Source organism: Prevotella sp. oral taxon 475 (assembly GCF_018127805.1).
Lineage (GTDB): Bacteria > Bacteroidota > Bacteroidia > Bacteroidales > Bacteroidaceae > Prevotella.
Genome location: NZ_CP072334.1, coordinates 1,295,840 through 1,310,974 on the forward strand (window position 1 = coordinate 1,295,840; position 15,135 = coordinate 1,310,974).

A 15,135-nucleotide genomic window follows, 5' to 3' on the forward strand; every position below is an offset into this window, starting at 1 on the left:
TTCAATCCGATTTGATTACTGACCCACGGCCACTTTGGCGTGGCGGATGACCTTGTCGTTGAGCGTGTAGCCCGTTTGCATGCAGTCGATGATTTTGCCTTTCTTCTCGTCGCCCATACCGGGAACCATGGCTACGGCTTCGTGGAAGTCTACGTCAAAGTCTCGGTCGTCAGTCTCGATTTTCCTTACACCCTGCGCCTCAAGGGTGCTGATGAGTTTCTTGTAAATCAGTTCCCACCCCTCTTCCACAGCGTCCAGACTCTCGAGTTTGGGGGCATTGAGGATGGCGCGCTCCATGTCGTCGATGATGGGTAGGATGGAGGTGAAGGCTTTCTCGCCACCGTTGAGAATAAGGTCGGTCTTCTCTTTCAAGGTGCGCCGTTTGTAATTCTCAAACTCGGCCACAGTGCGCAGATATTTGTCTTTGAGCTCTTCCAGTTCTCTCTCTGCCGATGGCTGCTCTTCCTCCTGGGGGTCTGAGATCTCGGCATCGGGATTTGTTTCGCCCTCTACAGGCTGTTGAGCGTCAAGAGTCTCGTCTGTCTTCAAGTCTTTTTCTTCTTCGTTTATCGCGTTCATTACAAATCTTTTTTAATGTTTCTGCTTTCTCTCTTTGCAAACACCTTGCCAAAAAAATCAGACGTTGTACATACTGGCTTTTTGCTCTTTGATGGCAGGATCGTAGATATAGTCGTCATAGTTCATGAGCTTATCGATAGTGCCCGATGGGGTAAGCTCGATGATACGATCGGCCACCGATTGAATGAATTGATGGTCATGACTGGCAAAGAGAATGTTGCCCTTATAACAGATGAGGTTGTTGTTAAAGGCTTGGATACTTTCCAAGTCGAGGTGATTGGTGGGTGTGTCGAGAATTAAACAGTTGGCGTTTTTGAGTTGCATGCGTGCAATCATGCAGCGCATTTTCTCGCCTCCCGAGAGCACGTTCACCTCTTTGAGTACGTCTTCGCCCGAGAAAAGCATGCGACCGAGGTAGCTTTTCATTACCACCTCGTTGCCCGGACCAAACTGACTCAACCAGTCTACGAGATTCAATTTACTGTCGAAGAACGCCGTGTTGTCCAGCGGCAGATAGGCTGTAGTGATGGTTACGCCCCATTTATAAGTTCCAGCTTCGGCTTCACGATTGCCGTTGATGATTTCGAAGAGGGCTGTCATCGCCTTGGGGTTATGACTGAGGAAGACCACTTTCTGCCCTTTCTCAATGTTGAACGATACATTGTCGAAGAGCACGTTGCCGTCGTTGTCGCTCGCTTTCAGGCCTTCCACCTCTAAAATTTGGTTGCCCGGTTCGCGATCCATTTGGAAAATGATACCTGGATATTTGCGACTCGACGGACGAATTTCCTCCACATTAAGTTTCTCGAGCATCTTTTTCCTCGATGTCGTCTGCCTACTTTTGGCCACATTGGCCGAGAAACGGCGGATAAATTCTTCCAATTCCTTTCGTTTCTCTTCGGCTTTCTGCTTTTGGTTCTGTGCCTGACGCAGAGCCAACTGCGAACTCTCATACCAGAAAGAGTAGTTGCCCGAGAAGATGGTCACCTTTCCAAAGTCGATGTCCACGGTCTGTGTGCTCACAGCATCGAGGAAGTGGCGGTCGTGACTCACTACGAGCACCGTCTGCTCCACGTTTCCTAAGTATTCTTCGAGCCAGGTAACCGTGTCCAGATCAAGGTCGTTGGTAGGTTCATCCAGCAGTAGATTGTCGGGATTGCCGAAGAGAGCCTTCGCCAACATTACGCGCACCTTTTCGTTATTCGACAGATCGCTCATCTGCTTATGGTGCAAAGCGTCCGCTACACCCAGATTGCTTAACATCTGAGCCGCATCGCTTTCTGCCTCCCAGCCGTTCATTTCGGCAAACTTTTCTTCGAGCACCGCTGCGCGATTGCCGTCCTCTTCGGTCATCTCATCTTTGGCATACAGAGCCTCGCGCTCTTTCATGTTATTCCATAACTTCTGATGTCCCATGAGAACGGTATCGATCACGCGGAACTCATCGAACTTAAAGTGATCCTGATCAAGCACCGACAGACGTTCGCCCGGTCCCAGCTCAACGGTACCTTTGTTGGGTTCCAACTCGCCGCTGATGGCTTTCAGCAGAGTCGATTTTCCTGCTCCATTGGCTCCGATGATGCCGTAGATATTGCCTGAAGTGAACTTCATGTTCACATCTTTATAGAGAACCCTCTTACCGAATTGAATTGCAAGATTTGTAACTGTTATCATCCTTTTTCCTTGTAATATGTATTAAAATAATGTGTGCAAAGGTAGTGCTTTTCGTTCGATTGTGCAAATCGGTGCTTTTGAAAGCAAGGAAATGCCCCGTTCCTCGTATTCTACTAACTGTAGTACACAAAAATGCGTTTTCTTCAGAAGAAATCTTCTTGCAAATGTAATGATTGATGCCTGTATAATCACTCTGCACGGAGAGTGATTCCAAATGAACTCACTTTTCCAAGAACAAGTTAAGCGGAACATCCCGTAAGCACGTGATGTCCCGCTTTATTCATTATGGTTTAGAAAATTAAAGACTTTCTTCCACTGCTGCCTGTGCCGCTGCCAACCGAGCGATAGGAACTCGGAAAGGAGAACAGCTGACATAATTTAAACCGACCCGATGACAGAACTTCACCGATTCGGGTTCGCCACCGTGTTCGCCACAGATACCGCAGATGAGGTCAGGACGTGTAGAACGACCTTTCTTCACACCCATATCGATGAGCTGGCCAACGCCTTTCTGATCGAGCACTTGGAACGGATCGACGCTTAGGATCTTCTTCTCCAAATACACAGGAAGGAAGCCTGCAATGTCGTCGCGACTGTAGCCGAAGGTCATCTGTGTGAGGTCGTTTGTTCCGAAACTGAAGTATTCGGCCTTCTCGGCAATGTTGTCTGCAACGAGTGCTGCACGCGGCACTTCGATCATGGTACCCACGCGGAAGTGCACTTCAACGCCCTCTTCGGCAAACAAACGTTTGGCCGTTTCTCGAATCACCTTTTCCTGTTCATCGAATTCGTGTACTACACCGATGAGCGGAACCATGATTTCAGGATGCGGATCAAACCCTTCTTTCTTCAATTGTATGGCTGCACCCAGGATGGCACGCGTCTGCATAGCCGTGATTTCGGGATAGGTATTGCCCAAACGGCATCCGCGATGGCCCAACATGGGATTGTGTTCGCTCAGCGAATTGACGCGACGTTGAATCTCTTGCACCGAGATACCCATCTCGTCGGCCATGGCTTGCTGACCTTCGAGGTCGTGAGGGACAAACTCGTGCAAAGGCGGGTCGAGCAAACGGATGTTTACCGGATAGCCATTCATTGATTTAAGGATGCCGTAGAAGTCTTGTCGCTGGTAAGGCAACAATTTTTCGAGAGCCTTTTCGCGGCCGTCTTGGCTGTCTGCGAGAATCATTTCGCGCATCGCCTTAATTTTCTCGTTCTCGAAGAACATGTGTTCCGTACGACAAAGTCCGATACCCACAGCCCCAAAGTTGTGTGCTACGTCGGCATCGTGTGGCGTATCGGCATTGGTACGCACCACCAAACGAGTGTATTTGTTACAGAGCTCCATGAGAGCGGCCAAATCTCCGGTTACTTTTGCAGGCTGGGTTCTCACCTCTCCGAGATAGACTTCACCCGTACTGCCGTTGAGCGAGATGTAATCGCCTTCCTTAATCAGGGTTCCGTCGATTTCGAGAGTACGCTCTTTGTAGTTGATATTGATGGCACCAGCACCCGAAACACAGCATTTGCCCATGCCACGTGCCACAACGGCAGCGTGCGAGGTCATTCCTCCGCGTGCGGTAAGAATGCCTTCGGCGGCCGACATACCTGCAAGGTCTTCCGGTGAGGTCTCGATACGAACCATAATCACTTGGTGTCCCTCTTCGTGCCAGCGAGCGGCATCGTCGGCAAAGAACACCACTTGTCCGCAGGCAGCCCCCGGCGAGGCGGGCAAACCTCGTGTCAGAACCTTTGCTTGCTTTTGAGCTGCTTTGTCAAAGACGGGATGCAAGAGTTCGTCCAGTTTGTTGGGCTCGCAGCGTTTCAAAGCCGTCTTCTCGTCAATCTCGCCTTCGCGCAACAGATCCATAGCAATCTTCACCATGGCCGTACCTGTGCGCTTGCCGTTTCGCGTTTGCAGGAACCACAGTTTGCCGTCCTGTACGGTGAACTCCATGTCCTGCATATCGTGATAATGCCGTTCCAGTTTCTCTTGAATTTCGTTCAGCTGTGCGAAAATCTCAGGCATATTCTCTTCCATTGAAGGATATTGACTGGCGCGCACCTCCTCTTCGATGCACTGTTGCTCGGCCCAACGCAGCGAACCCTCTTTGGTGATTTGCTGGGGCGTGCGTATTCCGGCCACCACGTCTTCGCCTTGTGCGTTGACAAGGTATTCGCCGTTGAAGAGATTTTCACCTGTTGCGGCATCACGACTGAAGCAAACACCCGTTGCCGAGGTGTTACCCATATTGCCAAACACCATTGCCTGCACGTTGACGGCCGTTCCCCATTCGGCGGGAATACCCTCCATCTTGCGGTAAAGGATAGCGCGCTCGTTCATCCAACTGTCGAACACGGCGCAGATGGCTCCCCAAAGTTGCTCCATGGGGTCGGTGGGGAAGTCTTTTCCCGTTTGTTTCTTGATGGCCGACTTGAATAAAGAGACGAGTTTTCGGAGTTCGTCGACACTCATTTCGTTGTCGAGTTTGATGCCGCGTTCGGCCTTCACCTGCTGGATGATTGCTTCAAAGGGGTCGATATCCTCTTTGTTGGTGGGTTTCATGCCCAGCACCACGTCGCCATACATCTGCACAAAGCGGCGATAACTGTCGTAGGCGAACCGTTCGTTGCCCGATTTGGCAGCCAAACCTTCCACAACAGCGTCGTTCAGACCTAAGTTGAGGATAGTGTCCATCATGCCTGGCATCGAAGCGCGGGCACCCGAACGCACCGAGACCAGCAAGGGATTGGTCAGGTCGCCGAACTTACTGTTCATCAGTTTTTCGATGTGTTGCACCGCCTTTTCAACTTCTCCTTTCAGCAAGGCCACCACTTTGTCTTTGCCTTTTTCGAAATACTCGTTGCAGACATCTGTCGTAATGGTGAATCCTGGAGGAACGGGCACCCCGATCAAATTCATCTCTGCCAAATTGGCTCCTTTCCCGCCGAGCAGATTTTTCATGTCTGCTTTCCCTTCGGCAACGCCATTGCCGAAGGTGTAAACTCTTTTTTCTGTCATTGTTAGTGATATTATGCTTTAATCTTTTTGTCTTATGCAAATATAATCTTTTTTCGTTGAATGTGCAAACTTTTATTCTATAATTTGCAATCTCTACATTACATTTGGCCTCGTTGCCGTAAACAGCACTTCTTTTTTCTTGAAATCTTAAAGATAAATTCATATCTTTGTACACAGATTGCAGCCTGATGTCTATGCGTTGGAGTAGGGAGAAGTCCTTGCCTCTGTACAAATGGTTTTGCAAAGATAGGGAAGGGGTTTTGCCATCTCTTAGCTTTTGCAGGCCAAAAGCTTAGCTTTTAGAGGGCCATCTCTTAGCTTTTGATGTGCAAAAGCTTAGCTTTCGCAAAGGGGTTTTATAAGCACTTGGACATCAAGGAGTTGAAACCCTGTTGGGAGAGGCGAAATGCCGATTCTTTGGAAACGGGCTGTTACACCTTATTTATATATATGGCAAGAAAGAGAAAAGAACTACCGATACTCGAAAATGTAACGATTACCGACGTTGCAGCCGAGGGAAAATCGCTGGCAAGGGTGAACGATTTAGTGGTTTTCGTGCCTTTTGCTGTGCCGGGAGATGTTGTTGACCTACGGATAAGGAAGAAAAAACACAGTTATTGCGAGGCCGAGGTGGTGCGTTTTATCAAATACAGCAAGGTGCGTACTGAGCCGATGTGTCAGCATTTCGGCGTTTGCGGCGGTTGCAAATGGCAGAATCTGCCTTATGAGGAGCAATTGCGGGCCAAGCAGCAGCAGGTGTTCGACCAACTTTCACGCATCTCGCATGTGGCACTGCCTGAGTGTCTGCCCATCCTTGGTTCCGAACTCACCAGCGAATATCGCAACAAGCTGGAGTTCGGCTGTTCCAATAAGCGATGGCTCACCCAAGAACAGGTGGCCTCGGGCGAGACCTTCGATAACATGAATGCCATCGGATTTCACATCACAGGAGCCTTCGACAAGATTCTTCCCATCGAGAAATGCTGGCTCATGGACGACCTTCACAACCAGATTCGCAACGAAATCAGGGACTATGCATTCGCTCAGGATCTCTCGTTTTTCGATCTGCGACAGCAGAAAGGCTTGTTGCGTGATGTCATGATTCGCAATAGCGACACGGGTGAATGGATGGTTCTCGTTCAGTTTCACTTCGAGACGGAGAGCGATCCGCAAACGGCTCATGCCCTGTTGGCACATGTGGGCGAGCGGTTTCCACAAATCACGTCGTTGCTTTGGGTGGACAATCAGAAGTGCAACGACACTTTCGGCGATTTGCCCGTGCATGTTTTCAAAGGCAATGACCATATTTTCGAGGTGATGGAAGGGTTGAAATTCAAGGTGGGACCGAAGAGTTTCTATCAAACCAACACACGTCAGGCTTATCATCTCTATGATGTGGCTCGTCGTTTTGCGGGATTGTCGGGTTCGGAAACAGTCTACGACCTCTACACCGGCACTGGAACGATCGCCAATTTTGTGGCCCGTTCGGCTCGGAAAGTGGTGGGGGTGGAGTATGTTCCCGAGGCCATTGAAGACGCAAAGGTGAACAGTGAGCTCAATGGCATTCACAATACGAGTTTCTATGCGGGGGATATGAAGGATATTCTTACCGAAGAATTCATTGCCGAAAACGGTCATCCTGACGTGGTGATTACCGATCCGCCACGTGCTGGCATGCATGCCGATGTGATAGAAACCATTCTTCGGGCGGCTCCTGGTCGCATTGTCTACGTCAGTTGCAACCCCGCCACACAAGCAAGAGACCTTATTGCGCTCGATAAAGGTTATCGGGTGACGGCCATTCAGCCCGTAGACATGTTCCCGCATACGCCGCATGTGGAGAATGTTGTGCTGTTGGAGAGAAGGAATGGCTTGGGGGAATACTCCTAAAAGAAAACAACAATTAACAAAATACACATGAAACAAAAACTTTTATGGACTCTGTTGCTGGTAGGTTTCACGCTGCAAGCAGAGGCACAGACCGGAAAAAATCCGACAGAAGAAAAAAAACTGACGTTGGTAAGTGATTTGAAGCTGAGCGGTTTTATACTATCGCAGTATCAATATAGCGGGCAACACGGCGCACACAGCAACAGTTTCAACATCCGTATGGCACGTCTCTCGCTCGAAGGACGCATCCTTCGCGACTTCTTTTGGAAGACGCAGGTTCAGTTCAACGGCAATACGGCCACCCTGGGGCAGTCGCCGCGGGTGGTAGATCTTTTTGCCGAGTGGCAGAAATACAAGACGCTGCGTGTGAAGTTCGGTCAGTTCAAACGGCCGTTCACCTTTGAGAATCCGTTGCATCCCATCGATCAGGGGTTTATGTCGGTGTCGCAGAGTGTGACAAAGCTATCGGGTTTTGCCGACCGAACAGGCGAACATGCCAGTAATGGACGCGACCTCGGTCTTCAGGTGCAGGGTGATGTGTTGCCCAACAGCCAGGGACGGGCTTTGCTCCACTATCAGGTGGGCGTCTATAACGGGCAAGGTATCAACGTGAAAGATGTCGACCAACGCAAAGATGTCATAGGCGGTGTGTGGGTGATGCCCATCAAAGGTCTGCGATTGGGTGTCTTCGGGTGGCGCGGTTCCTACTCGCGTACGGGTTCCTATACCATCGTTCATCCCACGACCCATCAGCCGGTGCTCGACGGAAGCGGCAATCCGCAAACCGCAAAAGGCACGCAGACGGTGGAAAAGAAGCGATATGCTATCAGCGGAGAATATGTTGCAAACGGTTGGACCTTTCGAAGTGAATACATTAGCAGTAAGGGCTATGGCTTTAAAACCACTTATAACACCAAGGCCGACCTGCAAGATGCTAATATCAACTATGCACTGGGCGACCGAGCCAATGGCTATTACGCCCTGGTAATCATGCCGATGATGAAGAAACAGATGCATCTCAAAGCGCGACTTGACCGCTATTGCGCGGATGGAAGTAGCGTAACGGCGAAGACGATGTATGAGTTGGGAGCCGACTACGAGCTTACACGCAACCTGAAATTCAGTGCCGAGTATGTTTTGGTGCACGATAAAATGCTCGAACATCAAAACTACCAGATGCTCGACTTCCAAATCGGACTACGTTTCTAAAAGCTCCTAACTGGCGAAACAGTATTTGGAGAATAAGAAAATCAATCTTATCGACCCATCGGAAAATAGAGAATGAAACAGAAAAGATATCGACACGAGAGTGAAGAGGGCAGAATGAAACGACGCAATCTCAATGCACGCCACCGAAGAAAGGCGATGGCAAAGGTGTTGTTTGCCGTTCTCAGTGCTGTGGCCACGCTCATTGTAGCGTTTGTGATATGGATCTATACGGCGGAATAAAACGAAACGGTTGAAAATGAGTATGACATATAACAAGCGAAGTGAAGAAAACGACCGCCGGTTTGTCGTAACCGAACACAGCACCTTGCTCAAATGGCTCATCGAGAATGTGGAAGGAAACAGTCGTTCCCGGCTAAAGGCCATTTTACAAGGCAGAGGCGTCCGTGTGGATGGCAAGTGTGTGACACAGTTCGACTATCCTTTGGAACCAGGAATGCAGCTGGAGGTGAGCAAATCGAAGAGAAACGAAGTGTTCAAAAGTCGATACTTCCGTATCATTTACGAAGATCGTTACCTCATTGTTGTCGACAAGAACGAAGGTGTTCTTTCCATGGCGGCAGGGCATTCGTCGCTGAATTTGAAAGCATTGCTCGACGATTACTTTGTCAAGACACATCAACGGTGTCGTGCTCATGTAGTTCATAGGTTGGATAGAGACACAAGCGGACTGATGGTTTATGCCAAAGACATGGAGACCGAGCAAGTGTTGGAATACAACTGGCACGAGATTGTTTACGATAGGCGTTATATTGCCGTGGTATCAGGGGAAGTGATAGACGATGCAGGCACAATAACCAGTTGGTTAAGAGAGAATAACGGTTATCTCATTTATTCCTCTCCGGTAGATAATGGCGGCAAATATGCTGTTACACATTTCAGTGTTCTCGACCGCACCACCACCCATTCGCTGGTAGAATTTCAGTTGGAAACAGGCCGAAAAAATCAAATCCGTGTACATTCTTCCGACATCGGGCATCCCGTTTGCGGCGATGTGAAATACGGAAACGGTGATAACCCCATTGACCGACTTTGTCTTCACGCCTACATCCTATGCTTTTTCCATCCCGTGACGAATGCCAGAATGGAGTTTTCAACACCTATACCGCCAAATTTTAAACGAATATTCAAATAAAGATGACAAACTTTTCTTATTTCCTTTTTGTGCTGATCGCCATTATTGTGGGCGTTATCGTGGTCAAAAAGATTACCGGTTGCATGATACGTTTAGTGATTGTCAGTATCCTTGTGGGACTGCTTGCCTATATATATTATCGATTTTTCTCGGCGTAGGATCGTCGTTGCCCATTTGTAAGGACGGTCAATGGAGGTCGATCAATTGCATTTGGTCACCCGCTCGTAGAAATACGGAGATAGAAGCCATATAAAAACGAAATGGAAAAGATTGAAAATCAATCTTTTCCATTTCGTTTTTATATCCTTTTATAATAAGGATTTAGAAATTATCCTCCTCCTCATCACCCAAACTTTCGGCCTCCATATTGAGCTCGTCATTGTCTGTTTCGAAAGTAGTTCGATAGCTCTCCTCCGTCAGTTTGTCCTCATCGAAAGAGTCGTCGTCCTCATCTTCATCCTTATAATCTTCTTCTATAAGGATGGAATTATCCTCTTCATCCTCCTCTTCATCTTCCGACAACTCCTCCGATGCATCCGTTAACAGTTTTTCCTCTTCGTTTTTGGCATATGTTTTCTCCGTCTCGGGTTTTTCTTTCACAAAGATCGCCTCCACCCAGGTGCCTTTTTCGATTTCAAGCACTTCAAAACCTTCTTCTACTTTCTTGTCATACATCCCCCCCTTCTTATGAAGTCGGTCTTTAGGGAGAATGGTCGTGCTCACCTCGAAGCCGCTTTCGATGATGTCTTTAACGCTTTGCGAAAGCGATTCCCAGCCACCGCCGAAGTTGCGGTTCAGTACTTCGATGATTTTAGCGGCCGAAAGGTGACGGATATTTTCAGAGGTCAAATCAGTCACCCTCATAATCGGATGTTTCTTAATGGCCAATTTTACCTTGGTATTGTCTTCCATTCTGATGCTTCCGGTTTTGAATCCGCGTTCTTCATATTTCTTAACGACTTCAGGTTTGTCGATTTTTATTTCCTCTACATCAAATGCACTCTTAATCACATCCATGTAATGTCGGGCGTTGTCTTTCAAGTCGGCATCTTTTTCTGCGGCCTCCCACATCCTGAATACATCGTTTTCTTGAATGCCCCAGACATTGCTTTTGCTCAGTGTTTTAAGTGTCAAAGTCTTTTTTCCTTTTTTCATATATGATGATTTATCGTTGCTTGTTGGTATCTCTTTGGTGAAAAGAGTAATTAGAATTGATGTGTAGTTATTATCCGTTATAGATGTTGTTCACTATTCATCTGCTTGTGTGTTGTTTGCTGCAAAATTAAATACTTTCATTAAATCTACAAATTTTTGGCTTGAAAATATTTCTACAGCTCTCTTCTCTTTCTGTTCGGGCATTGGAGTGGAATTGTCAGAGGTTTTCTAGCTTGAGTTTTGATGGTCAAATATTCTTCTTTTTTCACCCATCTCATTGTGTTGAAAAGTGATCACGCAACAGAGGCGTTTCCATTCTCTTAGCTTTTGAGTTGCGAAAGCTAAGAGATGGCATTACGTTTTCTTAGCTTTCGCACGCTAAAAGCTAAGAGATTGAAAGGTGGTTTGTATATATTTGATTTTCAGATAGATAGGAATTCAGATCTCTACGCCTCTCATCAGTTGGTTGATGGTCGAAAAGATCGACGCTCGTCTTTCAACCCGTTTTGAAGAGAAGTAAAACGTACGAAATTTATTTTTCTTGAATGATTTTGTTGAAAAGACCACTTTGTATAGAACAAATTTCATATATTTGCGAAAAAATAGAAAGCCATGCTCTGATGAGACATGTGCAACTAACCTCTAAACAACCTGTTGACATGAACAAAGAAAAACAATTGGTGGAGTGTGTGCCCAATTTTAGCGAAGGGCGCAACATGAAAGTGATCAACCAAATAACCGACGTGGTGAAACAAACAAAGGGCGTGAAGCTGCTCGATGTAGACCCGGGAGAGGCCACTAATCGAACGGTGGTTACCTTTGTCGGTCCTCCCGACGCAGTGGTCGAGGCCGCTTTCAAAGCTGTAAAAAAGGCAGGCGAACTCATAGACATGCGTCTACACCATGGCGCACACCCGCGTATGGGAGCCACCGACGTGCTTCCGCTGATTCCTGTGGCGGGCATTACTCTCGAAGAGTGTGCCGAATTGGCCCGGAAACTGGCAAAACGCATTGCCGACGAACTGGAAATTCCTTGTTATTGTTACGAGGCTGCTGCCTTGATAGCCGAAAGACGCAACCTGGCCGTGTGTCGAGAAGGCGAGTATGAGGCCTTGACCGAGAAGCTGTCGACACCGGGCAAGCAACCCGACTTTGGTGCACGCCCCATTGATGAACGGGCCATGCGTACGGGATGTACGGCTGTTGGCGCTAGAAATTTCCTGATTGCCACCAATTTTAATCTCAATACCACTTCCACACGGCGGGCCAATGCCATTGCATTCGACGTACGCGAGAAGGGTCGCCCCTTGCGAGAGGGCAATCCGATAACGGGAAAAGTGAAGAAAGATGCTCATGGAAATCCGATGACTCTTCCAGGAACACTGAAAGCAACAAAGGCTATTGGCTGGTTTATAGACGAATATGGGATTGCTCAGGTATCGATGAACATCACCGATATAGACGTTACTCCGTTGCATGTGGCTTTCGATGAGGTGTGTCGTTGTGCTCAAAATCGCGGCATACGGGTGACAGGAACGGAGATTGTAGGGCTGATTCCGAAACGCACACTCATTGAGGCAGGTAAATATTTTCTTGAAAAACAACAACGCTCTGTCGGCATTCCCGAGGAAGACATCATTCGTATAGCCGTGAAATCGATGGGTCTCGACGACTTAAAACCTTTCCATCCTCGGGAAAAGGTGATAGAATTTCTTTGTGAACAAGAGGAGAAAAAACAGCTCGTCGATCTCACCGTAGACGAATTTGCCAAAGAAACCTCGCGCGAATCTCCTGCTCCCGGTGGTGGAACCATTGCCGCTTATATGGGCGTTTTGGGGGCAGCACTGGGTACAATGGTGGCCAATCTGTCGAGTCATAAACCCGGTTGGGACGACCGTTGGGCTGAGTTTGGAACTTGGGCTGCAAGAGGACAGGAGCTGATGACTTCGCTGCTGCACCTTGTAGACGAAGATACTGAGGCCTTCAACCGGGTGATGGCTGCATTCGGACTGCCCAAAAAGACCGAGGAAGACAAGGCCGCACGTACTCAAGCCATACAGGCTGCTACGCTTGATGCCGCACAAGTGCCGCTAAAAACGATGAAAGAAGCTGCTAAGGTGTTTGAAATCTGCAAGGCAATGGCCATAGAGGGCAATCCTAACAGCATCTCCGATGCGGGTGTTGGAGCATTGGCTGCACGGGCTGCGGTGTTAGGTGCCGGGATGAATGTGAAGATCAATGCGGCCTCTTTGGCAGACAAGACGATGGCTTCCGCACTGATGGCCGAGGCAGATGATTTGATTGCACAGGCCAATACGGCCGAGACGGAGATTTATACTTTGGTTTCCAAGGCTATTGGTTGAGACTCTTTTGCCGGTTCTCTTTATTTAAAAGGGCGTAAAATGCCCTGAATCAATCTATTATAAACCTATTACGACAATGACTTTACAAGAATTTCAAGCCGATATTCGTGCCGGTATACCTCGCGTTTTGCCACAAAAGCAGGTGTATGACTCCACGATCAATCATGCACCTAAACGCAAAGATATTCTTTCTGAGGAAGAAAAAATGTTGGCTTTACGCAATGCCTTGCGTTATTTTCCTGAGGAAATGCACGCCGAATTGCTGCCCGAGTTTGTGCAGGAGCTGAAGGCCTATGGTCGCATCTATATGTATCGGCTACGTCCGCATTATGAAATGCATGCCCGCCCCATTGACGAATATCCGCATCGAAGCCGACAAGCAGCAGCCATCATGATGATGATTCAGAACAATTTGGACCCAGCTGTGGCACAACATCCACACGAATTGATTACCTATGGAGGGAATGGAGCTGTGTTTCAGAACTGGGCTCAGTATCGATTGGCAATGAGGTATCTGAGCGAAATGACCGATGAGCAGACGCTTGTGATGTATAGTGGGCATCCGCTGGGCTTATTTCCGTCGCACAAAGAGGCACCGCGCGTGGTGGTAACCAATGGAATGGTGATTCCGAACTACTCTCAACCCGACGACTGGGAACGCTTCAATGCACTCGGTGTGAGCCAATATGGACAGATGACGGCAGGCAGTTATATGTATATCGGTCCGCAAGGCATCGTGCACGGAACGACTATCACCGTGTTGAATGCCGCACGGCGGGTGTTAGATTCCGATAAAAGCAAGATGCCGCTCTTTGTCTCGTCGGGGCTTGGAGGTATGTCGGGCGCGCAGCCAAAGGCTGGAAACATCGCCGGAGTGGTGAGTGTAGTGGCCGAAATCAATCCTCTTGCGGCACAAAAACGCTACGAACAGGGATGGGTAGATGAGCTGTACGACAATCTTGACGAACTGATGGTGGCTGTGAAAAAGGCCGTTGACGAGCATCGTGTCGTTTCGATGGCCTATGTCGGCAATGTAGTTGACTTGTGGGAACGGTTGGCTAATGAAAACATACAAGTGGATTTGGGAAGCGATCAGACGTCGTTGCACAATCCCTTTGCTGGTGGCTATTATCCCGTAGGTCTGACATTGGAAGAGGCTAACCAACTGATGGCAGAACAACCGGAGAGGTTCCGCGAGCACGTTTTCGAGTCGTTGCGCCGACAAGTGGCTGCCATCAATCGACTGACGGCAAGAGGAATGTACTTCTTTGATTATGGCAATGCCTTTCTTCTTATGGCCAGCAGAGCCGGAGCAGACATCATGAAGGATGAAAAACACTTTCGCTACCCCTCGTATGTGCAAGACATCATGGGACCGATGTTCTTCGATTATGGGTTCGGACCTTTCCGTTGGGCCTGCACTTCCTGTGACCCGAAAGACTTGGAGTTGACCGATGCTCTGGCTGCCGATGTGCTGGCCGATATGCTCAAGACGGCTCCTGAAGATATTCAAGGGCAATTGGCTGATAATCTGCACTGGATTCGCGAGGCCGGACGCAACAAATTGGTGGTGGGTTCGCAAGCACGCATTCTCTATGCCGATGCAGAAGGGCGCATACGTATCGCACTGGCTTTCAATAAAGCCTTGCGAGAGGGGCGCATCAGTGCACCCATCGTCTTGGGAAGAGACCATCATGACGTGTCTGGGACAGATTCTCCGTTCCGCGAAACCAGCAATATCTACGATGGTTCGCAGTTTTGTGCCGATATGGCGGTGCAGAATGTGATCGGCGATTCGTTTCGCGGTGCCACATGGGTGAGCCTCCACAACGGTGGCGGAGTGGGCTGGGGAGAAGTTGTCAATGGCGGTTTCGGGATGGTTCTCGATGGTAGCGAAGCCTGCGACAATCGCATCCGACAAATGCTTTTCTGGGATGTCAACAACGGAATCACACGCCGTTCGTGGGCCAGAAATAAGGGGGCGATGGATGCTATCAGGCGTGAAATGCAGCGAACGCCCGACTTTCAAGTTACCCTTCCTTACCTTGTAGACGACGAACTCATTAAGCAGTTTCAATTCTAACCCT

11 protein-coding genes are annotated in these 15,135 nt (G+C 48.6%); 7 read left to right on the top strand and 4 right to left on the bottom strand.

What is annotated here, in order from left to right; genetic code table 11:
- Positions 1-15: 15 nt before the first annotated feature.
- The 3 genes from J5A66_RS05095 to ppdK all read right to left on the bottom strand — a co-directional run bounded on the left by J5A66_RS05095 (position 16) and on the right by ppdK (position 5,278).
- Positions 16-579, bottom strand: a complete 564-nt coding sequence (locus tag J5A66_RS05095) for a nucleotide exchange factor GrpE (RefSeq protein WP_211789606.1) — start codon at positions 577-579, stop codon at positions 16-18.
- 57 nt (positions 580-636) lie between these two features.
- Entirely contained in the window at positions 637-2,253 is a 1,617-nt protein-coding gene (locus J5A66_RS05100) for an ABC-F family ATP-binding cassette domain-containing protein (protein WP_211789607.1), read from the bottom strand.
- 298 nt (positions 2,254-2,551) lie between these two features.
- The gene (gene ppdK / locus J5A66_RS05105) at positions 2,552-5,278 is read right to left on the bottom strand and encodes a pyruvate, phosphate dikinase (RefSeq protein ID WP_211789608.1); all 2,727 of its coding nucleotides are present in this window, start codon (positions 5,276-5,278) and stop codon (positions 2,552-2,554) included.
- 450 nt (positions 5,279-5,728) lie between these two features.
- On the opposite strand from ppdK, the gene rlmD reads away from it, so the two are divergent.
- From rlmD to J5A66_RS05130, 5 genes are all read left to right on the top strand, one after another.
- Positions 5,729-7,168 carry a 23S rRNA (uracil(1939)-C(5))-methyltransferase RlmD gene (gene rlmD, locus J5A66_RS05110; protein ID WP_211789609.1) on the top strand — a complete coding sequence of 480 codons (1,440 nt, stop codon included), beginning with the start codon at positions 5,729-5,731 and terminating at the stop codon, positions 7,166-7,168.
- A 27-nt stretch (positions 7,169-7,195) separates the two neighbouring features.
- Entirely contained in the window at positions 7,196-8,377 is a 1,182-nt protein-coding gene (locus J5A66_RS05115; RefSeq protein ID WP_211789610.1) for a porin, read from the top strand.
- 72 nt (positions 8,378-8,449) lie between these two features.
- A complete protein-coding gene (locus tag J5A66_RS05120; RefSeq protein WP_211789611.1) occupies positions 8,450-8,617 on the top strand; it encodes a hypothetical protein in 168 nt (55 codons plus the stop codon).
- Between the two features lie 22 nt (positions 8,618-8,639).
- Positions 8,640-9,530, top strand: coding sequence for an RluA family pseudouridine synthase (locus J5A66_RS05125; RefSeq protein ID WP_211791436.1), 891 nt, complete (start codon positions 8,640-8,642; stop codon positions 9,528-9,530).
- Positions 9,531-9,532: 2 nt separating this feature from the next.
- Complete coding sequence (locus tag J5A66_RS05130; RefSeq protein ID WP_211789612.1) at positions 9,533-9,688, top strand: hypothetical protein; 156 nt, start codon at positions 9,533-9,535, stop codon at positions 9,686-9,688.
- A 163-nt stretch (positions 9,689-9,851) separates the two neighbouring features.
- On the opposite strand, the gene J5A66_RS05135 is transcribed toward J5A66_RS05130, so the two are convergent.
- Positions 9,852-10,685: a hypothetical protein gene (locus tag J5A66_RS05135; protein ID WP_211789613.1), complete on the bottom strand. Its 834-nt coding sequence runs from the start codon at positions 10,683-10,685 to the stop codon at positions 9,852-9,854.
- 659 nt (positions 10,686-11,344) lie between these two features.
- Between J5A66_RS05135 and ftcD the strand changes: the two genes are divergently transcribed.
- Both ftcD and J5A66_RS05145 read left to right on the top strand, forming a co-directional pair.
- Complete coding sequence (gene ftcD / locus J5A66_RS05140; RefSeq protein ID WP_211789614.1) at positions 11,345-13,048, top strand: glutamate formimidoyltransferase; 1,704 nt, start codon at positions 11,345-11,347, stop codon at positions 13,046-13,048.
- A gap of 76 nt (positions 13,049-13,124) precedes the next feature.
- Positions 13,125-15,131, top strand: coding sequence for a urocanate hydratase (locus J5A66_RS05145; RefSeq protein ID WP_211789615.1), 2,007 nt, complete (start codon positions 13,125-13,127; stop codon positions 15,129-15,131).
- Positions 15,132-15,135: the final 4 nt, after the last annotated feature.

Bases quoted from the DNA above. Each gene is read 5' to 3' on its own strand.
- J5A66_RS05120 (WP_211789611.1), top strand. From the start codon at position 8,450: ATGAAACAGAAAAGATATCGACACGAGAGTGAAGAGGGCAGAATGAAA.
- J5A66_RS05135 (WP_211789613.1), bottom strand. From the start codon at position 10,685: ATGAAAAAAGGAAAAAAGACTTTGACACTTAAAACACTGAGCAAAAGC.
- rlmD (WP_211789609.1), top strand. From the start codon at position 5,729: ATGGCAAGAAAGAGAAAAGAACTACCGATACTCGAAAATGTAACGATT.
- J5A66_RS05145 (WP_211789615.1), top strand. From the start codon at position 13,125: ATGACTTTACAAGAATTTCAAGCCGATATTCGTGCCGGTATACCTCGC.
- J5A66_RS05095 (WP_211789606.1), bottom strand. From the start codon at position 579: ATGAACGCGATAAACGAAGAAGAAAAAGACTTGAAGACAGACGAGACT.
- ftcD (WP_211789614.1), top strand. From the start codon at position 11,345: ATGAACAAAGAAAAACAATTGGTGGAGTGTGTGCCCAATTTTAGCGAA.
- J5A66_RS05100 (WP_211789607.1), bottom strand. From the start codon at position 2,253: ATGATAACAGTTACAAATCTTGCAATTCAATTCGGTAAGAGGGTTCTC.
- ppdK (WP_211789608.1), bottom strand. From the start codon at position 5,278: ATGACAGAAAAAAGAGTTTACACCTTCGGCAATGGCGTTGCCGAAGGG.
- J5A66_RS05130 (WP_211789612.1), top strand. From the start codon at position 9,533: ATGACAAACTTTTCTTATTTCCTTTTTGTGCTGATCGCCATTATTGTG.
- J5A66_RS05125 (WP_211791436.1), top strand. From the start codon at position 8,640: ATGACATATAACAAGCGAAGTGAAGAAAACGACCGCCGGTTTGTCGTA.
- J5A66_RS05115 (WP_211789610.1), top strand. From the start codon at position 7,196: ATGAAACAAAAACTTTTATGGACTCTGTTGCTGGTAGGTTTCACGCTG.